Genomic DNA, 22,681 nt, shown 5'->3' on the forward strand with positions numbered 1-22,681 from the left:
ATTTTACTTGATGATTTCTGTTTTGAAGATTTCATCATAGTTGTGAAAACAATTGTTGATGAATCCTTGCTCTTCCATCCATTTGTCGCTGTAAACTTTGGTGATGTAGCGAGAGCCGTGGTCTGGGAAAATCAAGACAACCAGATCGTCTTCTTTGAATTCGTGAGAATTCGCATATTGAATCAAAGCTTGAGTAACGGCTCCAGTAGTGTAACCGCCCATTATTGCTTCTTTCAATGCAATTTCGCGGGTTCTGTAAGCGGACATTTCGTCATTTACTCTGATGTATTCATCAATTTTATCGAACAAAAGCGCACCTGGAATCAAGTTTTTTCCAAGACCTTCGATTTGATAAGGATGAATTTCAGTTTTATTGATTTTTCCGGTCTCGTGGTAAGTTTTCAAGATGGATCCGTCTGCATCTACACCAATTACTTTGATATCAGGATTTTGTTCTTTCAAGAATTTTGCAGTTCCGGAAAGTGTGCCTCCGGTTCCTGTGCAAGCGAAAACGTGCGTTATTTTTCCTTCGGTTTGTTTCCAGATTTCGGGACCAGTTGTTTGATAATGTGCATCAATATTCAGTTCGTTGAAATATTGATTGATATAAACGGAATTCGGCGTTTCTTTCGCCACTCTTTTTGCAACTTCGTAGTACGATCTTGGATCATCTGCCGGAACAGAAGCTGGACAAACATAAACTGTTGCGCCTAAGGCTTTTAAATAAGCTATTTTCTCCGCTTTCGTTTTGTCACTAACGGCCAGAATGCATTTGTAACCTTTTACGATGCAAACCATTGCGATGGAAAATCCTGTGTTTCCGGAAGTGGTTTCTACAATGACTGAATCTGGTTTCAGAATTCCTTTTTTCTCCGCATTTTCTATGATGTGTAGAGCGATTCTGTCTTTCGTAGAATGACCTGGATTGTAAGATTCCAACTTAGCATAAATAGTTGCAGGAATATCCTTGGTAACGTGATTTAATTTGACCAACGGTGTGTTGCCAATCAAACCAAGAATATTATCGAATACATTCGTCATTTTTATATCATTTTTCTCTCCAAAACTGTCTGCAAAAATAAATAAAAAATTGCAATGTTTTTCAGTTTTGACATATTAATATAGTACAAGGCTGATATATTGCAACTTAATTAATGAAAATTCTTTATTTTTTATCAGTTTCTAAATTTTAAATTTTGTTAAAAACACCGATAACTAAATGAAAAATGCTAATTTCGCCGATATTCTTATTTATAATATGAAGAACTGGACTTTTAAACAATGGAACACCATTCTCGGATGGGTTGTTTTTGCAATTGCATTCCTTACTTATTTATCAACCATAGAACCTAATTTCAGTTTTTGGGATTGTGGAGAATATATTTCTTCAGCTGTAAAACTGGAGGTAACTCACGCGCCAGGAGCCGCACTTTTCCAATTGATTGGGGCTGTTGTAGCTTTGTTTGCCTTTGGTGATGGACAAAATTATTCATTGGTCATCAATGCAATGTCAGCGTTGTGTAGCGCATTCACCATTCTGTTTTTGTTCTGGACGATCACCCATTTAGTAAGAAGATTATTAAATAAAGAATTCGAAAATATTACGGTAGCAGAAGAGATAGCTACTTTGTTTGCAGGTGGAGTTGGTGCTTTGTGTTTTACTTTTTCCGACTCATTCTGGTTTTCCGCTGTTGAAGGTGAGGTTTATGCGATGGCGAGTATGTTTATCGCATTGATTGTTTGGCTCATCACAAAATGGGAAAACGAATATCTTGAAAAAGACAACGAACGCTGGATCATCCTTTTGTTTTTCATCGTTGGGCTTTCTGTCGGTGTGCATATGATGTGTATGTTGGCTTTGCCAGCGGTTTGTTTGATTTATTACACCAGAAATTACAAGTTCACTTGGAAATCATTTTTGATCGCCAATGCTGTTACTTTATTAATATTAGTTATCGTCTTCAAAATTATTTTCCCGGTCATTATGACTTTGTTCGGGAAATCGGAGGTGTTCTTTGTCAATGGTTTAGGGTTACCTTTCCATTCTGGGACAGTTTTCGCCTTTGTGATTTTGATCGTACTTTGTTATTTATTTATTACTTATACGAGAAAAACAGGAAAATCACTTTATCAAACCATAGCACTTTCGGTGGTTTATATGATGATCGGATTCTCTTGCTGGTTGGTGATTCCAATCCGTGCGATTGCAAATCCACCAATGAACTTGAATGATCCAGACAATGCTTTGGGAATGTTGGATTACTACAACCGTGAGCAATACGGCGATTGGCCAACTTTGTACGGTCAAAACTACACCGCTTATCTGGATCCAAACGGAATACAAAAAAATGAGGACGGAAGTTACAAGACTGTAAAAACGGGCGATACCTACGAGAAAGATCCTGCGACAGGAAGATATCGTTTGGTAGGAGAGAAATTCAACTATGTTTACAATCCGGAACACGTAAGTTTGTTTCCAAGAATGTTTAGTGAAGATAAATCCGTGATGCCCAATTACATTTCGATGTACGGCGCGCCAGATTTTACTTTCAATTACGGAAATGAGCAAGTTTCAGAAAGTCCAGAAGCAAAACAGTTTTTCGATGAACTTCGTCAAAAATATGAGAACGGAACCATCAAAATGGATGATTATCTGAAGGCGAAACAATTCGGTTTGATCAATGTTCAGCGTCCGACTTTGGCTCAAAATCTTGATTATTTCATCACATTTCAGAATTATTTCTACTTTGTGAGATATTTGCTTTGGAACTATTCCGGAAGGCAGAATGATGTCGAAGGTCATATGGAAAATACCAATGGAAACTTCATTACCGGAATTCCTTTCATCGATAATAATCTTTGGGGCGATCAATCTGAAATGCCTGCAAAATTCCAAAATGCAAGTACCGTCAAGTTCTTTATGCTTCCATTGATTTTAGGATTAATCGGGTTTTTCTTCCAGCTAAATAGAGATTTCGGACGATTCTATTCTATATTATCATTGTTCATATTAACAAGTGTAATGATTGTCTTCTACACCGGAATGAAACCTTTCGAACCGCGTGAAAGAGATTACGCGATGGTCGGTTCTTTCTACGCTTTTGCGATTTGGATTGGATTGGGCGTTGCGGCAATCTATTGGTTTCTTCAGAAAAAAGTACAAAGTAAAGGTGCCCAGGTTTTGGTTGGTGCTGCATTGATGGGCATTCCATTGATGATGGCATTCCAAAACTACAATGTTCACGATAGAAGCAATAGATATGCGGCCTACGATTACGCTTATTCATCATTAAAGTCATTACCGAAAGATGGGATCATGTTTGTTTATGGTGACAATGATACCTATCCGGTTTGGGCGATCCAGGAAACTGAGGAGTTCCGTTCGGATGTGAAAGTGGTGAACTTTACCTTATTATCAACGCCTTGGAATATCGATCAAGTTAAAAGAAGAACCTACAATGCGATGGGCGTTCCATCTACTTTGGTGCACGAAGATTATCGTGAAGGCTCCAATGATCAAATCTATATGATGTCAAAAGATGATTGGTCCAATATCTTTGCAAATCTTAAAGATCAGGGCGTTCCAGATACAGAATTTGCACAGTTCAGAAAGTTTGCGACGCAGGATTCTATCACTTTGAAAGAAGCGATCAGTTTCCTAAAAATGAAATCGCCTGAAAAGGATGAAATCGTAAAAATGATTTTTGGAGAAGAGCGTTATCAAAAATTTAATTTCCTTCCTGTTACCAAGTTTGTACTTCCTGTAAACGTTAATAATGCCGTTAAAGCAGGAATCATCACACCAGCAGAAGCTCAGAAAGCGGAGAAACAAATCGTGATCAATTATAAAGGAACAAGTATGTTCAAAAATAATTTGTTGATGATGGACATTCTCGCCAATTTCGATTGGAAACGTTCGATCAACTTCTCGAGCGGTGGAATCTACGATCCAAGCAATCTGTTTTTCCTTTCCAATTATTTGAAATATGATGGCCACAGCTATAGACTAGTTCCAATCAAAACGGAAGAATCTGTGGATGGTGAATTGGGAATGGTAAATGCAGACGAACTTTACAACACTGTTAAAAATTACAAATGGGGTAATTTCAAAGATTTAAATACCCATTTCGATGAGACCTGTACACAAAACATTGTGAGCTACAGATCGTCTGCAAGTCGCGTGGCAGAAGCATTGGTTTTGAAAGGTGAAAAGAATAAAGCCATCGAAATTCTGGATCTTGCCAACCGCGAAATTCCAGTTTCAAAATACAACGACCCAAGATCTCTAAGTTCCATTGTTTACGCATACATCGTTGCAGGACAAGAGCAAAAGGGTCTTGAGCTGGCAGAAGATCTCAAAAAAGGCATCTTTGCAGAATATGATTATTATACAAGACTATCGCCGAAATTCCAAGTGTATGCAGGCAGACAAATGAAAACCAAGCCTATGGAATATTCACTGGTGGTTGGCGCCGTTGCAGATGCTTACAACAAGATTGGACAGAAAGACAAAGGTTATCAGTATCTTGTCAATTCGTTGAATGTGATTGATAAAAGATTCGATGTGTTCATCAAAGATCTTCAGGAGATGGGTAAGGAAAAAGCTTTTAAAAAGGCAGATGACGTGCAGAAGGTGACTTCTTTCTATTCTTATCTATTCGATATCATGAAAGATTACGATACAACTTACGAAGCAGAAAAGATGGATCAAATCACCAAAAAATTGATGAAGGTGACTCAATAATTGATTGCTCAATAGAACGATTATCAAATGATATTAAAAACGGACAAATTTATTTTGTCCGTTTTTTTTTATTTAAATCTTTGAGAAGTTTTCATTTAATGATATTTTATGAAGTTTTGCTGAGCCTATTCGAAGATGAATCTGATGGTTTACTAAAAAGTACTAACCTAAATCTATCGGTCAAAAATTATTTTCTGTTAAAATTTTGACGGTTTTAATTTAATATGTTGATATTCAATTATTTAATAAAATATTTAGATTCTGTAATCGCGTATTAATTAAATTATTATTAATTCGATATTAAATAATTTATTTGACAACCTTAATTAACAATATTATGATTTATTGTTAGTTTATTTTAGCTAAAAAACTCTTGAAATTATTGAATGTGTAATTTAATAAAAAGATTAGTTATATTTAATGTGTTGGTTATCAGTTGTATTGTATTTTAGCTAAATTGATTGTAATGTTATTTAATTAACAAAAATCAAATTAAATTAACGTTTTTTAACAAATTCTGTGGTTTCCTATGGTTAGGTAATCGAGAAGGGTTGGAATTTTGATTTAGTCCCAATTAGAGCGCGGTAAGGCTCAAAGTTTAGTTCGGGAGGTGTTTCGAAGTATCTTTGCGGAGTCAAAACCAATAAATATTCAACATGATAAAAAGAATTTTTCTTGTAGTCATAATGATGATTTCCACACTTGGTATTTATTCTTTCAAGAGTTATGCCACAGATGCTAAAACAAGTTTTGCATCGTTCTACCACGATAAGTTTAACGGTAGAAAAACAGCAAGCGGAGAAATTTTCAGTAACAAAGAACTTACCGCTGCAAATAAAACACTTCCTTTTGGGACAGAAGTAAAAATAACAAATTTGATCTCTGGGAAAAGTGTTGTAGTTAGAGTTAACGACAGAGGACCATACCATTCATCTAGAGCCTTTGATCTCTCTAAAGCTGCATTTGATTCGATAGGCGACCTAAGAAAAGGTACTATCGCAATCGAATATGAAATTATCGACTAAGATTCAACTTATTTTAAAGTTTAAAAGCCATCCGATCTGGATGGCTTTTTTTGTTTTAGTTTATCTCAAAGCTTATCGGAAAATTTTCTTGATGATATTTCCAATCTCGACAAAATCATCGTGGTTGCGAACAGATCGGATTTCTGTATTGTCTTTGTCCGTTTTTGAGTAAGGATAAATCAAAAGATAATTCTTATTTGGAAGTTTCGTATTCAGAAAATCTGGAATGTAGCGCATCTTTGGGAAGTAGGATGTCATGCCGCGTTTGGCCAAAATCAAGATCAAGCCTTCATTATCCTTTATCTTTTCTGCTTTCTGCTCAGCATCTAACCAAGAATTGATCACAATGAAGTCAGCTTCAATATTGACTTTCTTGATGATTTTCTTTAATACCTTAATGATATTTTCAGGTGCATAAAAACTGATCACAGCGCCAGAATTTTTTCCAATGTTCCAAACTCTTGCCAAAGAATGGAAAAATCCAGATTCCAAATGCGCATTTTCCGGAATCATCACCAAATAACGTTTAACCGTCGAAAGTGGCTGTGCCGCATGGTAAACGAAGATATTGATGTCATCATTCTGCAAATAACCATTATACAAATTATCAGCGAATGACGCGGAAAAACCTTTCTCATCTTCCAATCCGATGATCAGGTCGGTGATTTTCTGTTCTTTCACCACATTGTTGATTCCGTTGATCACGTCGTTGTCATAGCGTGTCAGTGGTTTTAATTTGACATCTGCTGCAGAAGCGGTGTTGACGGCATAGCTTAGGATCTTTTCTGCATTCTTGATAGACGATTCATTTTTATCTTCATTAATGACATTCAGGCCGAACATATTTTCTGTGTTTGCATGGTTTTTCACCAATAATCCAAGATTTACGGTCTTATCAACCATTCCCTCATAATTTAGCGCCAAAAGGATATTTTCCTGCTCGTGATTGTTTCCGGTGAGTGTATCCTCATTTTCTGCTTCTGCGATCTTTTCCGCGCTTGCCATCGAGATGAAGGATGAAATGGTACAAGAAATCAATATTAATAAAATACTTCCGTTCAGAACGTGTTCGTTCAATAATCGGACAGGTTCGCCAGCTTCATTCTCAGAGAGGATAATGTTGTAACCAACCATTACTGCGGCCAGAGTTGCTGCCGCGGAGGCAGAACTTAATCCAAAAATCAATTTTCCTTCATGTTTTGTCAATCGAAAAGTTTTCTGGGTCAGAACGGCCGCAACGTATTTTCCTAAAATGGAAGCCACCAACATTACAGATGCGACTTGCAAAGTTTCCCAACTTTTGAAAAAGACTTTGAAATCGATCAACATTCCAACGCTGATCAAAAAGAAAGGAATGAAAATCGCGTTCCCGACAAACTCGACCCGATTCATCAATGAAGAAGTATGCGGAATCAATCGGTTCAAAGCCAATCCTGCCAAGAATGCGCCGATAATGGCTTCAACGCCGGCTAATTCTGCCAAAAGTGCGGCCAAGTAGATCATTACCAATACAAAAATATACTGCGAGATCTTATCATCCACTTTCTTGAAAAACCATCTGCCGATGATTGGAAATATTAATAAAACCACCAATCCAAAAGCTAAAACCGAAGCGGAAAGCTTGATCCAAAATTCGCTCCCAACTTCACCCTGCGACATTCCGACCACGACCGCCAAAACCAATAGGGCAAGCACATCGGTGATCATCGTTCCGCCAACAGTGATGTTTACAGAGAGATTCTTCGCAACACCCAACTTGCTGACAAGTGGGTAAGCAATCAAAGTGTGTGATGAGAAAAGACTGGCAAAAAGGACTGAAGTTAAAAGTGAAAATCCTAAAATATAATAGCCACCTAAAAAGCCAAGGGCAAAGGGAACAACGAAGGTGTAAAGTCCAAAGGTCAAACTTTTCCATTTGTTCCTTTTGAAATCGCCCATATCGATTTCCAGACCGGCGAGAAACATAATATATAGCAAGCCTGTTGTTCCCGTAACTACAATGCTGCTATCTCTCGAGAGAACATTGAAACCATTTGGTCCAATGATAGCACCAGCGATAATCAATCCGAGAAGATGTGGAACTTTGATTTTATTGAGCAGTAATGGCGCACCAAGAATGATGATTAGAACCACTAAAAACTTCAGTACAGGATCCTCCAACGGAAGGCTGAGGTTGTGAATACTTAATAGCATTTTTGTGTTTTTTTATTTTGATGAACGTAACAATTCTACAGAAAATACAGCAGAACAGTTGTTGTTGACAGTGATCGTTCTCTTTCCGCGAATCTTTTCGGCCGAGATCTCATTGAGCAGAATGTTCATATCAACCAGTTTGGAAGAAGTAGAATCGGTTTTGAAATTGAGTTTGATCTCGTTGTTTTCCAGCTTTCCGGCGTAGGTTCGCACGAGATTGTTTTTGCTGTACACATTGACCGAAGTTTGCAAAGAATCATTCACGAATTCCCAGATGTCCGTTCTCTGGTCACCGATCACGTAGTCGGAGCAGTTGGACTCTGTGCAGATCACCTTTCCGGTCCATTTCCCGAGAATGTCTTCCGGCCAAGTCGGAATAACTACAGAATCTGTTTTTTTTGCGTAGAGGCTGTCTCTCATTTTCAAAAGCGCATCAAATTCTGCTTCCTTTTGAGAGAAGATATTTTCTTTTTCAGACAAGAGTTTTTCCCTTGCGTCTAGCTGTTTTTCGCGTTCGTTCTCCTTGCAGGAAAATAGAAATAGGGATACACAGCATAACAATAGGATTTTCGTACTTCTCGGCATAATTTGATTTATTTTTGAATCTCAATATAACAAAAAATATGCAAACCCACAACTGTAGAAAACGCTGGATTGGTATTTTTGATTAAATATTTTCTTTCAAAACACTAGAATATTGGAAGTTGTGATGGTTTTTTAAAATTAAAAATTGTATTTTTTAATTTGTGATTATTTGTTTTTTAAGACGTTTTTCAGATTTTCAAAATCACTTTTTCAGTATGATTAATTTTAAATATCAAGAAAGTTTCACCAATCTCACGATCTGATAAACCGCGTGATTTAAACCGCGTGATTTTTCAGAGACAATGATCTTGTAATTTCCGGAATCGCCTGCAGGTTGGCCTCGCACAAATATCCAAATTCCAGCTCTTTGATGACTTTGCAATGTTCAGAAATTATTTTCTTCAGCTTTTTGTCCGCTTTGTAAAGCTCGACGTAAACGAGATATTTGCTGTCAGAATATTCGTTTGGATTACCAATATTCTTAATGTATTTTTCCAGATCTTTCTTTTTCATTTTGATCAAATTTAAATTAATTAATGCTTTTCAAATCTATTATTAATAGCAATGAGTGCTGATCCGCTGGCTAAAAATACGAAAAGCATCAACACGATATTTATCCTGACCTGCTCATATCCAAGTTTCTGAGCATCCAAAAAAGGGTAGGGGTACCAATGCACGATGGCGCCACGGATCAGAGAATAGACCAAATAAATTAGTGGAAAGATCAACCAGAAAAATCCGTTCTTCCAACTCAATTTTTCTTTTTTGACAAAGAATATCCAATACAAAATATAAGAAACCGGAATGACGACGTGCAACATATTATCCAAGAACAATTGCCAGCCGGTGGGTTTCCAAATGCCACGCAAAACGATATTATAAACTACAAAAACTACAAAAATGTAGAGCGCGATCGCTGTTTTGACGGAAAGGCTGGCGAAAAAATTTCCCAGTTTCGTTCCGTTGAGAAATGTTGAAAAAGTCAAACTAAGCGCAACTAAGAGATTGCTTAGAATTGTAAAATAACTTAGCACATTCGAAAAAGTTCCTTCTGTGATGTAGAACTGAAGGATCACGCAAAACCAAGCTAGCAAAGCGATTGTGGAAGCGAATATGGTTTTGGTTTTTAGGCTTTTCATTAATGTCAGTATTTAGATCAATGAATTTTTGGCTACCGAACAAAATAAACTTTTCGTTTGCTCATCTTTATTTTTAATTTAATCAATAATAATTCTAAAATTATCATTTTTATTTCAGAGAGAAAAATCTATTAAAAAACCGCTCACGAAAATTGAACGGTTTTTAAAATTATGAAACTTGAGATTGAACTTTGTTTTTTTCCAAACTGGACATTTGATCCAAAAGTCTTTTCTTCAGAAGGAAATAATTTCTTGCAATGTAGTATTGATAACTGTTGATGGCGAAAAACAATTGTTGCAGATTTTTGTCAAAATACTCGTTGTGGCTAAAATATATCATCGTATAATTCGCATAATAATCCAAATCCTTTCTGTTTTGCTCGTCGATTTCGTTTTCAAGAAGTGGATTTTTAAGAATGCTTTTCAATGCTTCTTTCAGTTTGGCTTCTATAGGAATGTTGTTTTTGAAATTTTTCGCAATCTGTTCAAAAGGCGTCGTCACACTCACGAAGGCAAACGCGTTGCTAAGATCAATATAAAATTGGAATTGATTTTCGTAAGTCACATCGCACTCTGCAAAATCGGAATAGGTTTTTCTAAAGTCGGTTTCCAGATTTTGGGTTTTGGCAAGATTCAGGAAATAATGGTAGATGTTGATGTCGTTTTCTGTCACTTCTTTTTCCAAACTTTTGATTTCATTTTCCAAGGTTGGAATCAGTTTTTTCGCGTCGGAAGCTTTGTATTTGGTTCCGTCGTAATCAAAAGTTTTGATGTCCAATTCCTTTTTGGAAATCGCTTCGATGGTACTTTTATCATTTTGAAGCGCGATCAGATTGTAGGTGGTCTCGATTTTTTCCTTACCAAATAGTTCGTCAAAACTCAGGTTTTCATTGGTTGGCGAAGCATTTTCAATATCGAATTTATCCGGATTTTTGTTGTCGTAATAATTGTTGAATATTTTGTCAAAAGTATCTTTGTTGTAATTGGCTTCGAATTCTTCTTTGAAATGATCAAATTCCAAATTGGATTTTTCACTTTCGTATTGAACATTCGAAAACAATTTGGTGGTCAGCTTTTCTTCTGTTTCTTCAAAATTTTTGAAAAGGAATTTTGCAGGCTGATTGTCCGCATTTTTTTGAATATTCAATTGTCTCAGGCGATTGACTCTCTCCTCGGTTGACGGATGCGACGCCCATTGATTTTCGATGACCAATTTTGATTTGTTGAAAAGTCCAGCTTCTTCCAATTTTACAACTGGCAAATCATTTTTGTTTTCCAAATCGCTTTCCTTCGCCAAAAATCCCATCACGTAGGATTGTTCTCTATAGATATTTTTGCTGGCTTTGTTTTCCTTGATTTTATTTTCATAGAAACTGAGGACATTGTTATACGAATTATCTGCCAAGTCCAGCCTCAAAAGTGATTCTTCCAAAGCCAGCGATCCAGCGATATTAGCAGAAACTTCATCTGCGTGAAACTCCATTTCCCTGGAAAGTGCAAGATGCCGAATGTTCACAAACGAATACATTTTCCCAAGAATCCACTGGATTCCCGATGTAAATTTGAGCGCCAATTCCGCAAAGAATGCAAAATAACCACTTGCGTTGGACCAGCTTTGAATCGTGTTTCTGTAGGATTCGTCGTCATTCACCAAATTGAAAATAATCTGATTCACGTTGTAAACATAACTTCCCACTTTCATCGATCTTTGGGAAAAATGTCCGAACTCGTGTGCGAGAATCGCCTTCAGCTCCTGTTTTGTACAAACGTTTACGAGTCCAACTCCGATCGTCAGATTCTTTTTGATTGGCAAAAACATACTCCAAAACGTGGAATCGTAGAAAACACTCGCGTTGACATCGTAGCTCAGATAAACTTTTTTAGGAAAATCCGTTCCGGTTTCTTTTACCAGTTCATTTATCATTGCGAAAAGTTCGGGTTCGTCTTTTTGTTGGATTTCCGTGAGGTAACTTCTGTCGTTGATATGTTTTTTGAAAATAAATTTAATCAAAAAGTAAAAGATCAAAATCCCAAAAATTGCCAGCCCAAGACCGATCATCACTGTAAAAAACATCGGCTTTGCGGCAATTAGGAAAATTCCTCCTGCGATGCAAGCAACCGTCAATGCAATGGCGGCAATGAAAAGTAAAATATAAACGATGATAAATGAGATGATGGAAAAAATAGCGGCTTTGCTTTTCTTCCTGAAGTCTGCCGAGGTTTGGATTAGCATAAATCTAGTTGGTTGTTAATTTTGAATTAAAAATATAAAATCATTTTAAAATTTCCGAATCATTTGATATTAATTTTAATAAAAAGTAGAATTCATAAAAAAACCGCTCAGAAAAAATCTGAACGGATAATGTAGATTATGCTTTCTAATTAGTTATAGCAGATTTTTCATACTTAGAAAATCGTTGTTTATTTAATCTATGTTTATCATTAAATATTTAATCTAATGAATAATCTAAAAAATTAAGTTCATTTATTCTATTAACAATACCTTGTCGGATTAATTCTCTTAGACTAAGATTTTTTTCCAAATTTATATTTTCAAACATATATCTAACTTTTACAAAAACATCAGATAATTCAAAAAGCGTTTCTTCAAATGAGATTATTTCGATTTGATTATCAATGAAAATATTTTCATGCTGTTTTATATATTTCTCCTTATTATTTTCGAAATAATCCTTAACAGATATCTTAGACTCATAATCCAAAGAATCAAACAATTCTTTTAAATGATGACCATGTAAAGGTTTTTTATATATAAAATAAAATATTCCCTTTATATATAATTCTAGTGAAAATCCAAACAGCGAGAATGCAGGTTCAAGGTTATGATTAAGACTTTGCTTATCAAAATATAAAGTTCTATTATTAACATTATTTTGATTTTCCTCGATAGTTTTCTGTTCTAGAATCACACTTGCATTTTCAAATTTTTTTCCTTGATAAACAATATCTTTTGCTGAATACTTCATATTATAAAAATACAAAAAAAACCGCTCAGAAAAAATCTGAACGGTTTAATATATTTAGTTGTCGTTGACTTCTACATCATTCCTGGCATCCCGCCGCCCATTGGCATTGCAGGTTCAGCGCTTTTCACTTCAGTGATCACACATTCAGTTGTCAATAGCATTCCAGAAACCGAAGCTGCGTTCTCTAGAGCAACTCTTGTTACTTTAGTTGGATCGATGATTCCAGCCTCAAGCATATTCACATATTCGTCGGTTTTTGCGTTGTAACCGAAATCTCCAGTTCCTTCCGCTACTTTTGCAACGATCACAGAACCTTCGCCTCCAGCATTGGTCACGATTTGTCTCAATGGCTCTTCGATTGCTCTTTTGATAATTTTTATACCAGTCGTTTCGTCAGCATTTGAACCTTCGAAGTTTAGGGCAGCAACCGCTCTTACCAAAGCAACACCACCACCGGCAACGATTCCTTCCTCAACGGCAGCTCTGGTTGCGTGCAATGCATCGTCAACTCTGTCTTTTTTCTCTTTCATTTCCACTTCAGAAGCAGCACCTACATAAAGTACAGCAACACCACCAGCCAATTTAGCCAATCTCTCCTGAAGTTTTTCTCTGTCATAGTCAGAAGTAGTAGTTTCCATCTGAGCTTTGATCTGAGAAACTCTTCCTTTGATCTGAGCTTCTTCGCCACCACCGTTTACAAGGGTTGTATTGTCTTTGTCGATCACTACTTTCTCAGCAGTTCCCAACATATCGATGGTAATGTTTTCCATATTGAAACCTCTTTCTTCAGAGATCACAGTTCCGCCTGTCAAAATTGCGATATCTTCCAACATTGCTTTTCTTCTGTCACCAAATCCTGGCGCTTTCACAGCCGCAATTTTAAGAGAACCTCTCAATTTGTTCACTACCAAAGTTGCCAAAGCTTCACCTTCAACTTCTTCAGAGATGATCAAAAGCGATTTTCCACCTTGTGCAACTGGCTCAAGAACTGGCAATAATTCTTTCATCGAAGAGATTTTTTTCTCAACCAACAAGATATAAGGGTTTTCCAATTCAACTACCATTTTCTCTGGGTTAGTTACAAAATATGGAGATTGGAAACCTCTGTCAAACTGCATTCCTTCTACAACATCTACTGTTGTGTCCGTTCCTTTTGCTTCCTCAACAGTGATCACGCCTTCTTTTCCAACTTTACCAAAAGCTTCAGCGATCAATGATCCGATCGTATCATCATTGTTTGCAGAGATAGAAGCCACCTGTTTGATTTTTTCTGAGTTGTTCCCCACTTCCTGAGACTGAGATTTAAGGTTTTCAACCACTGCCAAAACAGCTTTGTCGATTCCCCTTTTCAAGTCCATTGGATTTGCACCCGCAGCAACGTTTTTAAGGCCCTCTCTTACGATAGCCTGAGCAAGAACTGTAGCGGTAGTTGTACCATCTCCAGCGATGTCATTGGTTTTAGAAGCAACTTCTTTCACCATTTGAGCACCCATATTTTCTACTCTGTCTTCCAGTTCGATCTCTTTTGCAACGGTCACACCATCTTTGGTAACGTGTGGTGCACCGAAAGATTTTTCGATGACAACATTTCTACCTTTTGGTCCTAAAGTTACTTTAACTGCATTTGCCAATGCGTCAACACCTCTTTTCAAAGCGTCTCTTGATTCAATATCGAATTTAATTTCTTTTGCCATATTTTTTTGCTTTTGGCGAATTGCTTTTGGCTTTTAGCTTTAGCGATTCGCTGTTTTAATTTTATTTTAATTTCCGTTTAACCTGTTCCAAAGCGTCACAAGTTTCTTTTTTAGTATAATTAACTCTTCTAAAATATTTTGATAATCACTTTCATTAATGTAATCTAAATCTTTAGCAAGAATTAGTTGGTTTTCAGCTTCGTTTGACGAGCCTAATGCGATGTTAATAAAATTAGCAAATTCTTTATCAGAATTTCTTCCATTTCCCTCATAAATGTTATAACCAATGGAAGCAAATGATCTTCTAATTTGAGATGTCAATCCAAATAGTTCTTCTTTGGGAAAACTTTTGGTTGAAGTGTAAATTTTTAAAGTCAATTGATGACTCAATTGCCAAACTTCAAATTTTTTAAAATCTCTCATTGCTAATTTTCAATACAGAAGCTAGTAGCCAGAAGCTAAAAGCTATTAGCCAGTTATTATTCCTAAAAGATCGCCTTCTTTTACGATAAGATAATCTTTCCCTTCAAACTTAAGTTCTGTTCCTGAATATTTTCCATAAAGCACTTTGTCTCCAACTTTTACAGTGGTTGGCTCATCTACTTTTCCTGGACCAACTGCTACAACGGTTCCTTCCTGAGGTTTTTCTTTTGCAGTGTCTGGGATGATGATTCCTGATGCTGTTTTAGTTTCTGCAGGTGTTGGTTCTACCAAAACTCTGTCCGCTAATGGTTTGAAATTTACTGACATAATTATATTTGATTTTTTAATATTTATTCTCATTCCTACATCTCCAAGAATGTGCCAAGGTTGTCGATGGTTGATAGTTGATGATTGATTGTTCGATTTGGCAGATTTTTATTTTGGAACTGAAATTTTGGCAGAAAAAAAAGTCATTCGATTTGAATGACTTTTAGAGTTTATTTAACTTGTTTGGATCTTTTCTTACAATGAAAAAATCGAAAACGAATATCAAATTTTCTTCGGGATATATTTTGAAGTACATCTTGACGTTCTTTTTACCCATTAATGCAAACTGAATTTTATGCTTTTTAGAATAATACGGATATGAAACCAATTTTATTTTTACATTCTCAATAACATTCTCATATTCAGTAATGAAAACTTTGATTTCTTTTTCAGTCCATTTTTCCGAAAGCTTGACTAATATTTCGTTATAGTGAAAGTCTGCTACTTTTGAGAATACAACTCGCATACTTTATTCTCAATGTTTTTTTTAAAATCCTCTTCAGAAATGGTTTCTAATTTTCCATTAAGAAATCTGTTTTCCATTTCTAAAAAATTTTCCAGCAACTCATCTGTTTCCTCAACATTCACAATTCCTTTTATGTTTTCAAGAAATTTTTTGACCAATGGAAAACTTGCCTTTTCTATTTCTATATTTAATTTTATAGTTTCCATTTTTTTAAATTTTAGTAAAATTAAGCAAAAAAAATATTAGATATTAATTAATAAATCATAGAAAAGTTACATTTGAAACATATTTTATTCCATTATCATCTTTCTTCCACCAGCATTAATTTCTTGTTTAATGACTTTCCTTGAAACCGAATCAATGTAATAAAGGCTTTCCGTTTTTCTATCCTGAATATCATCCGTAGTTTTCACGATCCAAATATCCTTTCCATTATAGTCACTTTTTTCAACCTTTTCAATATAAGCTTTGATAACACCTTTTTTTGCTGTTGGATTGTAATCGAAAATTGAAATTTCAGCTGTATAATTTTCCTGTAAAGGCAAAAACCGAATTAATGCCGGATAACTATTACTGTCAAAGTAAGCTGAACTTGTAACTTCATCAATCAAATCTTTTTTCTGAGTTTTCTTATCAAGATAATATCCGGTCGCTTTATTTTTATCAAACTTAAGCGACATATTTCTCATCGAATTGAATGAAGAATGATAAACTGGCTGGAAATTCGAAATCTTAATAATTGTAGAATCAACCCAAGCTTCAGGAGCTTGCTTCATTTTAACAGTCGTTTTTATCAGAAGTTCTTTCTTGCTTAATTTTTTCTGTTCCGTTGTTACTTTGCCGATTTCTATTTTCTGACCTGCATTTTCTATCGTCCAACTTACTTCTGAAGATTCTTCCTGAATGTATTTTGAATTAAGTTTGACATTCGAAGGCGAAAGTAGAGTTTGAGAAGAAACAAAATTGGCACTACCAATTATTAAAAGGATAAGAAATGTTCTCATATTTTTTTAATAATAAGTAATGCCGGATATTATAAAGTTACAGCAGAATCAAATTTATTTTTTCCCGGAAGCCTGCATCGGATTCACCTTCCCGCTCGCGCCACCACGCACGGCATCTTGTTGTGATTGTTTGAAAATCTGAAACTTCGAAGGCGCTTCTGTCGCAGAATTGGCTGTCCAAAGATTATTGGAAGTGTCAATGTCTGCTGTTTCTTTCATCGGATCGAGTTGGACAGATTTTAATTTTTTGTCGAAATAATAAGTTTTGGAAACCTTTTGCTCGTTCTGTCTCCAGATTTGAACATTGATCTTGTCTTTCAATTTACTTCCATCCTCAAAAGTGAATTCCAAGATAATTGGCATCACCAATCCACCTTTGTTCGTAAAATCGATTTGATAGGCGGTGATGTTTTTATTGATACCTTGGGTTTTGTCTTGAGCCGATAATTTTTCAGTAGATCCGGATTTTAAAACATATTCTTTATTAGTGTCAATTTTTTCTTGTCCACGGTCGTACTTATAATAGAAATCCTGAACATCTTTGTCTCCATCCACATAGAATTTAATGTTCTCATCTCTGTTTCTGATTTTCGAAATATCTTCGAATTCATTCAGAAGTGGAGCGTCAGCTTTGTATTTTGTTTCTTTTGCTTCTCTTGGGAGGGCATCGAAATCTGGAATCGCGACAGTCACTTTATCAATCGCAATATCTACAGGATCTGTCTGGTAAAACCAACCTCTCCAAAACCAATCCAGATCTTCGCCACTCGCATCTTCCATTGTTCTGAAAAAATCCGCCGGTTCTGGATGACGAAATGCCCAACGTTGAGAATAAGTTTTAAAAGCTTTGTCAAAAAGTTCTCTTCCCATGATGGTTTCACGCAAAATATTCAATCCAGTTGCTGGTTTCGAATAAGCATTAGGTCCAAATTTGGCAATATTCTCAGAATTGGTCATGATCGGTTCCAGATCGTCTTTCGGAAGTTTCATATAATCGACGATTGTCCAGGCAGGTCCACGTTTCGAAGGGAATTTATTATCCCATTTCTCTTCGGTCAGATATTCTACAAAGGTGTTCAAACCTTCATCCATCCAAGACCATTGTCTCTCGTCTGAGTTGATGATCATGGGGAAAAAGTTGTGTCCAACTTCGTGGATGATCACGCCCAACATTCCATTTTTAATGGCTTCAGAATAAGTACCGTCTTTTTCAGTTCGTCCGTAATTGAAACAGATCATCGGATATTCCATTCCGTTGGAAGCTTCTACGGATTGTGCCACGGGATATGGATATGGAATCGTAAATTCTGAATAAGTTTTGATGGTGTGAGCTACCGCTTTTGTAGAGAATTTTCTGTAAAGTCCGTAAGCTTCTTTTCCGTAGAAACTCATCGCCATCACTTTATTGTTGTTTTCAGGAATCAAAACTTTCATTCCGTCCCAAACAAATTTTCTTGATGATCCCCAAGCAAAATCACGTACATTTTCTGCCTCGAATTTCCAGATTTTTCTTTCCTTAGATTTAGATTTTTCTGCTTTTTTAGCTTCGTCGAGCGTTACAATTTCTATCGGTTCGTTCGAGTTTTCAGCTTGTCTGTATCTTGCGAATTGAGCCGGAGTCAAAACTTGGTCATAATTTTTGCAAACACCAGTTCCGCCAATGATGTGATCAGCAGGAACATTGAGAGAAACTTTGTAATTTCCGAAGACCAAAGCAAATTCGCCACGACCTGTGAACTGGTGGTTTTGCCAGCCTTGAAAATCACTGTAAACGCACATTCTCGGGAACCATTGTGCTATCGTATATATGTCGTTTCCATCTTCTGCAAAGTTTTCGTAACCGCCACGTCCGCCTTTTTCGATTCGGTTTGGGATGTTGTAATTCCAATCGATTTTGAACGTGAATTTCTCCCCAGCTTTCAGTGGTTTTGCCAAATCGATTCTCATCATCGTTTTATTCACGACATATTTCAGAGCTTTTCCGCTGGCATCAGTCACTTTTTCTAGATTGACACCATAACCGTTGTCTTTTACGGGAATTTCGGATGGACTTAATTTATCAATATTCGAACTTTTTGGAAGGATAGAGGATGATGGATAATCTGCATTTTTAACAGAAGATTGCTGGTTTTCATCCAATTGAAGCCAAAGATATTCCAACTCATCTGGCGAATTATTATAGTAAGTGATAGTTTCGGAACCTTTCAAATTTCTTTTTTCTTCGTCCAAATATGCGTAAATATCATAATCAGCTTTTTGTTGCCAATACTGAGTTCCTGGCGCACCAGAAGCGGTTCTGTAAGTGTTTGGAGTAGGGAGAATCGTCCCAAGTTGTTCAAATTTGTTACCGTGATTGCTCCCGGGATTGTTTTGAATATTTTGAGCACTTAGAAAAACACAAGCGAACAATAAGGCTAAAACTTTTAATTTCATTTCCGAAAAATTATTGACTGACAAAGTTATACGTCATCAAAGTTAGGAAATAGTTACTAAACAATTATAATTGTTTTTTGAGTAAAAAGTTAATTTTCATACCAAAGATTTTCTCCTTTTAAAGCTAAAGGACTTGGGAAATTATTGGTGAATAAACTTCCGGTGCCCAATCCTTGTGGCATCGGATTTTTTTTGTTGTACGTGTATTGTGCAAGGGCGTTCAAACCGATATTGCTTTCCAAAGCAGAAGTGATCCACCAGCCGATATTATTTTTTTCTGCCAAACTGATCCATTCATCAGAACCGGAAAATCCGCCAACTAAACTTGGTTTTAAAATAATATATTGAGGTTTGATTTGTCTCAGAAGTTCTTTTTTCGATTCAAAATTCAAAACACCGATTAATTCTTCGTCCAGTGCAATTGGCGTTGGCGTGTTTTTGCAAAGTTCTGCCATCGCTTCCCAATTTCCTGCTTCTATCGGCTGTTCGATGGAATGAATGTCTAATTCTTCCAGTTCCTGCAAAACAATTTTGGCTTGTTCAGGGGAAAATGCACCGTTCGCATCTACGCGAAGTTCTATTTTATCTTTCGGGAATTTTTGTCTCAAGGATTTGATAACTTGTTTTTCAGAATCCCAATCAACACCAATTTTCAGTTTGATGCAAGTGAAGTTATCCTTGATTTTTTCCTCGATTTGGGATTGCATAAATTCCGCATTTCCCATCCAGATCAAACCATTGATTTTAATCGAATCCTTTCCATCCGTAAAATCACTGGGGAAATAAAGATCGCCTTGATATTTCAAATTGGCAAGAGCTTGTTCGATTCCAAAAATAATCGATGGATGATTCACCAATTCTTCCTGCAAATCCTCAAAACTCAAATTGATATTACGACAAGCCCATTCGAGAGCGCTTTCATAATCGTCATCGTCATCAAAACTCAATCCTCGGAAAAGCGCGCATTCACCAATTCCTTTTTTTTCGTCTTCGTGGATTTCGATGAAATAAGTTTCTTTCGTATTCAAGACACCTCGTGAGGTTCCACTTGGTTGTTTGAAATTGAGAATGTATTGGTTGAATGTTGCCGTTTTCATTCTACAAAAATAAAAAAAGACCGAACAAATCGGCCTTTAATATCATTTTAAAATCGTAAAATTTAATTTTTACTCACAGCTTTCGCCATAAATTCTTCTGCTTTGGTCACCATCGCCGCGCTTCCGCAGAAAAAAGGAACACGCTGATGAAGTTCGGTCGGCTCGATTTCCATAATTCTTTTGAAACCATCACTACATTTTCCGCCAGCTTGCTCTGCTAAAAATGCCATAGGATTTGCCTCATAAAGCAATCTCAATTTTCCGTTTGGAGAATGTGAAGTCTGAGGATAGATGTAAACACCACCTTTCAACATGTTTCTGTGGAAATCTGAAACCAAAGATCCGATGTATCTGGATGTGTAAGGTCGTTCCTCCGCTTCTGCCTGACAGTATTTGATATAATCTTTTACGCCTTGAGGGAATTTGGCATAATTTCCTTCATTAATAGAATATATTTTTCCCAAAGTCGGGAATTTGATATTTTCGTGAGATAAGTAGTAGGTTCCGATCGATGGATCTAATGTAAATCCATTCACTCCATTTCCTGTCGTGTAAACAATCATTGTTGATGAACCGTAAACCACATATCCGGCTGCCACTTGATTCACTCCTTTTTGCAAGAAATCTCTCAATTCAACTGGACTTCCGGGATCCGAAACTCTTCTGTATATAGAGAAGATAGTTCCCACAGAGACATTAACATCAATGTTAGAAGAGCCATCCAAAGGATCAATCAACACAACATATTTGCTAAGGTGTGCATTTTCCGTGCATTTAACTTCTATGAAATCATCGCTTTCCTCCGATGCAATTCCACAAACAACTTCTCTTTGAGAAAGTGCGGCGATGAAAATATCATTGGCCAAAACATCCAGTTTTTGCTGATCTTCACCTTGGATATTCATATTTCCAACGTTTCCGATGATGTCTGCGATTCCGGCTTTGTTTACTTCTCTGTTTACGATTTTTGTAGCGATTCTTATCGAGCTGATGAGGCGGGAAAGTTCTCCAGTAGAATATTTGAAATCATCCTGTTTATCGATGATGAATTCTCCTAAAGTCTGTAAAGCTTGTTTTGACATGGGTGTAATTTTCAGATTTACAAAACTATCATATTTTTTAATTAAATGAAACAAAATTTATCACTATTTGATGATACTTATCATATTCCTATTAATATGGTTTAATGTTTCATTTTGAGTCATTAAAAAAAGCCATGTCCAATTTTCATATTTCGTTCATTATTAATATTTTTGGGGGTTAATAATAAATTAACGATGTTGTCATATTAAAATCAACTGTTTTAAGTCTTAAAAAATCTAATGAAAATCTACAAATTTGGTGGTGCATCTGTAAAGGATGCGGAAGGTGTGAAAAATGTGGCCTTGGTTCTGGAAACGCAAGGGTTTGAAAAATGTCTGCTGGTGGTTTCCGCAATGGGGAAAACCACGAATGCTTTGGAAAAGGTGGTGGAATATTATTTCAAGAAACAGGATTATCAGCAAGAAATTGAATTGATAAAGAAAAATCACATCGATATTGCCAAGGGTTTGTTTTCAGAGAATCATCCGGTTTTCGGAGAGATTTCTTTGTTTTTTGATGACATCGATTCTTTTTTAAGAAGAAACAAGTCTCCAAATTACAACTTTGTTTACGATCAAGTTGTAAGTTGTGGCGAGATGATTTCTTCCAAAATTCTTAGCGAATATCTTAATGAAATTCAGTTTTTCAACCATTGGTTGGATGCTAGAGATTACATCAAAACTGATAGCAATTACAGAGAAGGGATCGTAAACTGGCAAGAAACGGAACAGAATATTTCCAAATTGGATAAAATCAATTGTTACGTTACTCAAGGATTTATCGGTTCTGAAACCAATAATTTCACGGTAACTTTAGGAAGAGAAGGTTCAGATTACACCGCGGCGATTTTCGCTTATTGCTTAAATGCGGACGAAATGACTATCTGGAAAGACGTTCCAGGCGTGATGACTGGCGATCCTAGGAAATTTGATAACGTGGAATTGTTGTCGTTCATTTCTTACGAAGAGGCAATTGAGATGGCTTATTACGGCGCGTCCGTCATTCACCCAAAAACTTTGCAGCCACTTAAACAAAAGAACATTCCGTTTTTTGTAAAATCTTTTGTAGAACCGAAAGAACCGGGAACCAAAGTCGGAAACTCCACAGAAAACGAATCTATTGAAAGTTACATCCTAAAAGAAAATCAAACTTTGTTGAATGTTGAAACCCGCGATTTCTCTTTCATAGCCGAGGATCATATCAGTCTGATCTTTACACTTTTGGCAAAATATAAAATTAAAGTTTCTTTGATGCAGAATTCGGCAATTTCATTAGCTTTATGTTTGGAAGACAAATTTGGAATGGCGAATGAATTCAATGAGGAACTGCAACAAAGTTTCATCACGCAAATGACGAAGAATGTATCTTTGTTTACCGTTAGAAATGCAGAACTGGACAAGCTGGAAAAATTCTACAAAGACAAAAAAGTACTTCTGGAGCAGATTTCAAAAAAAACCTTCCAAATGGTAACCATGTAAAAA

At 36.2% G+C, this 22,681-nt stretch carries 19 protein-coding genes; 3 read left to right on the top strand and 16 right to left on the bottom strand.

Annotated features, from left to right (window positions below):
* Positions 1-3: 3 nt before the first annotated feature.
* Entirely contained in the window at positions 4-1,041 is a 1,038-nt protein-coding gene (locus IO90_RS12695) for a PLP-dependent cysteine synthase family protein (RefSeq protein WP_034967117.1), read from the bottom strand.
* A gap of 217 nt (positions 1,042-1,258) precedes the next feature.
* On the opposite strand from IO90_RS12695, the gene IO90_RS12700 reads away from it, so the two are divergent.
* Positions 1,259-4,744, top strand: coding sequence for a DUF2723 domain-containing protein (locus IO90_RS12700; protein ID WP_034969108.1), 3,486 nt, complete (start codon positions 1,259-1,261; stop codon positions 4,742-4,744).
* A 656-nt stretch (positions 4,745-5,400) separates the two neighbouring features.
* Positions 5,401-5,769, top strand: a complete 369-nt coding sequence (locus tag IO90_RS12705) for a septal ring lytic transglycosylase RlpA family protein (protein ID WP_034967120.1) — start codon at positions 5,401-5,403, stop codon at positions 5,767-5,769.
* Between the two features lie 72 nt (positions 5,770-5,841).
* On the opposite strand, the gene IO90_RS12710 is transcribed toward IO90_RS12705, so the two are convergent.
* From IO90_RS12710 to fbp, 15 genes are all read right to left on the bottom strand, one after another.
* Complete coding sequence (locus tag IO90_RS12710) at positions 5,842-7,962, bottom strand: cation:proton antiporter (RefSeq protein ID WP_034967123.1); 2,121 nt, start codon at positions 7,960-7,962, stop codon at positions 5,842-5,844.
* 12 nt (positions 7,963-7,974) lie between these two features.
* Positions 7,975-8,547: a hypothetical protein gene (locus IO90_RS12715; RefSeq protein ID WP_034967125.1), complete on the bottom strand. Its 573-nt coding sequence runs from the start codon at positions 8,545-8,547 to the stop codon at positions 7,975-7,977.
* 276 nt (positions 8,548-8,823) lie between these two features.
* The gene (locus tag IO90_RS12720; RefSeq protein WP_034967128.1) at positions 8,824-9,060 is read right to left on the bottom strand and encodes a hypothetical protein; all 237 of its coding nucleotides are present in this window, start codon (positions 9,058-9,060) and stop codon (positions 8,824-8,826) included.
* Positions 9,061-9,080: 20 nt separating this feature from the next.
* Positions 9,081-9,686, bottom strand: coding sequence for a Pr6Pr family membrane protein (locus tag IO90_RS12725; protein ID WP_051878653.1), 606 nt, complete (start codon positions 9,684-9,686; stop codon positions 9,081-9,083).
* A 169-nt stretch (positions 9,687-9,855) separates the two neighbouring features.
* On the bottom strand, positions 9,856-11,919 hold the full coding sequence (locus IO90_RS12730) for a M48 family metallopeptidase (RefSeq protein ID WP_034967131.1): 2,064 nt from the start codon (positions 11,917-11,919) through the stop codon (positions 9,856-9,858).
* Positions 11,920-12,136: 217 nt separating this feature from the next.
* On the bottom strand, positions 12,137-12,673 hold the full coding sequence (locus IO90_RS12735) for a hypothetical protein (RefSeq protein ID WP_034967134.1): 537 nt from the start codon (positions 12,671-12,673) through the stop codon (positions 12,137-12,139).
* 71 nt (positions 12,674-12,744) lie between these two features.
* A complete protein-coding gene (gene groL, locus IO90_RS12740; protein WP_034967137.1) occupies positions 12,745-14,367 on the bottom strand; it encodes a chaperonin GroEL in 1,623 nt (540 codons plus the stop codon).
* 66 nt (positions 14,368-14,433) lie between these two features.
* Entirely contained in the window at positions 14,434-14,790 is a 357-nt protein-coding gene (locus IO90_RS12745) for a four helix bundle protein (RefSeq protein ID WP_034967140.1), read from the bottom strand.
* Between the two features lie 45 nt (positions 14,791-14,835).
* Positions 14,836-15,117 carry a co-chaperone GroES gene (gene groES, locus IO90_RS12750; protein ID WP_034967144.1) on the bottom strand — a complete coding sequence of 94 codons (282 nt, stop codon included), beginning with the start codon at positions 15,115-15,117 and terminating at the stop codon, positions 14,836-14,838.
* 163 nt (positions 15,118-15,280) lie between these two features.
* Positions 15,281-15,583: a hypothetical protein gene (locus IO90_RS19025; protein WP_034967147.1), complete on the bottom strand. Its 303-nt coding sequence runs from the start codon at positions 15,581-15,583 to the stop codon at positions 15,281-15,283.
* Positions 15,559-15,789 carry a hypothetical protein gene (locus IO90_RS12760; protein ID WP_034967150.1) on the bottom strand — a complete coding sequence of 77 codons (231 nt, stop codon included), beginning with the start codon at positions 15,787-15,789 and terminating at the stop codon, positions 15,559-15,561. Before IO90_RS12760 ends, IO90_RS19025 begins: the two co-directional genes overlap by 25 nt.
* 84 nt (positions 15,790-15,873) lie before the next feature.
* Positions 15,874-16,587 (bottom strand): hypothetical protein, encoded by a 714-nt coding sequence (locus IO90_RS12765; RefSeq protein WP_034967154.1) that lies wholly within the window; start codon positions 16,585-16,587, stop codon positions 15,874-15,876.
* Positions 16,588-16,641: 54 nt separating this feature from the next.
* Positions 16,642-19,020: a M1 family metallopeptidase gene (locus IO90_RS12770; protein WP_034967157.1), complete on the bottom strand. Its 2,379-nt coding sequence runs from the start codon at positions 19,018-19,020 to the stop codon at positions 16,642-16,644.
* Between the two features lie 89 nt (positions 19,021-19,109).
* A complete protein-coding gene (locus IO90_RS12775) occupies positions 19,110-20,117 on the bottom strand; it encodes an o-succinylbenzoate synthase (RefSeq protein WP_034967160.1) in 1,008 nt (335 codons plus the stop codon).
* A gap of 62 nt (positions 20,118-20,179) precedes the next feature.
* Positions 20,180-21,199, bottom strand: a complete 1,020-nt coding sequence (fbp, locus tag IO90_RS12780; protein WP_034967163.1) for a class 1 fructose-bisphosphatase — start codon at positions 21,197-21,199, stop codon at positions 20,180-20,182.
* A gap of 240 nt (positions 21,200-21,439) precedes the next feature.
* On the opposite strand from fbp, the gene IO90_RS12785 reads away from it, so the two are divergent.
* Positions 21,440-22,678, top strand: a complete 1,239-nt coding sequence (locus IO90_RS12785; protein ID WP_034967168.1) for an aspartate kinase — start codon at positions 21,440-21,442, stop codon at positions 22,676-22,678.
* Positions 22,679-22,681 lie beyond the last annotated feature (3 nt).

This window comes from Chryseobacterium sp. FH1, from assembly GCF_000735135.1.
In the GTDB taxonomy this organism is placed as follows: Bacteria; Bacteroidota; Bacteroidia; order Flavobacteriales; family Weeksellaceae; genus Epilithonimonas.

Coding starts and splice junctions, on each gene's coding strand:
- IO90_RS12715 (WP_034967125.1), bottom strand. CDS start 8,547: ATGCCGAGAAGTACGAAAATCCTATTGTTATGCTGTGTATCCCTATTT.
- fbp (WP_034967163.1), bottom strand. CDS start 21,199: ATGTCAAAACAAGCTTTACAGACTTTAGGAGAATTCATCATCGATAAA.
- IO90_RS19025 (WP_034967147.1), bottom strand. CDS start 15,583: ATGCGAGTTGTATTCTCAAAAGTAGCAGACTTTCACTATAACGAAATA.
- IO90_RS12710 (WP_034967123.1), bottom strand. CDS start 7,962: ATGCTATTAAGTATTCACAACCTCAGCCTTCCGTTGGAGGATCCTGTA.
- IO90_RS12700 (WP_034969108.1), top strand. CDS start 1,259: ATGAAGAACTGGACTTTTAAACAATGGAACACCATTCTCGGATGGGTT.
- IO90_RS12760 (WP_034967150.1), bottom strand. CDS start 15,789: ATGGAAACTATAAAATTAAATATAGAAATAGAAAAGGCAAGTTTTCCA.
- IO90_RS12720 (WP_034967128.1), bottom strand. CDS start 9,060: ATGAAAAAGAAAGATCTGGAAAAATACATTAAGAATATTGGTAATCCA.
- IO90_RS12785 (WP_034967168.1), top strand. CDS start 21,440: ATGAAAATCTACAAATTTGGTGGTGCATCTGTAAAGGATGCGGAAGGT.
- IO90_RS12705 (WP_034967120.1), top strand. CDS start 5,401: ATGATAAAAAGAATTTTTCTTGTAGTCATAATGATGATTTCCACACTT.
- IO90_RS12770 (WP_034967157.1), bottom strand. CDS start 19,020: ATGAAATTAAAAGTTTTAGCCTTATTGTTCGCTTGTGTTTTTCTAAGT.
- IO90_RS12725 (WP_051878653.1), bottom strand. CDS start 9,686: ATGAAAAGCCTAAAAACCAAAACCATATTCGCTTCCACAATCGCTTTG.
- IO90_RS12735 (WP_034967134.1), bottom strand. CDS start 12,673: ATGAAGTATTCAGCAAAAGATATTGTTTATCAAGGAAAAAAATTTGAA.
- IO90_RS12745 (WP_034967140.1), bottom strand. CDS start 14,790: ATGAGAGATTTTAAAAAATTTGAAGTTTGGCAATTGAGTCATCAATTG.
- IO90_RS12695 (WP_034967117.1), bottom strand. CDS start 1,041: ATGACGAATGTATTCGATAATATTCTTGGTTTGATTGGCAACACACCG.
- IO90_RS12765 (WP_034967154.1), bottom strand. CDS start 16,587: ATGAGAACATTTCTTATCCTTTTAATAATTGGTAGTGCCAATTTTGTT.
- IO90_RS12775 (WP_034967160.1), bottom strand. CDS start 20,117: ATGAAAACGGCAACATTCAACCAATACATTCTCAATTTCAAACAACCA.
- groL (WP_034967137.1), bottom strand. CDS start 14,367: ATGGCAAAAGAAATTAAATTCGATATTGAATCAAGAGACGCTTTGAAA.
- groES (WP_034967144.1), bottom strand. CDS start 15,117: ATGTCAGTAAATTTCAAACCATTAGCGGACAGAGTTTTGGTAGAACCA.
- IO90_RS12730 (WP_034967131.1), bottom strand. CDS start 11,919: ATGCTAATCCAAACCTCGGCAGACTTCAGGAAGAAAAGCAAAGCCGCT.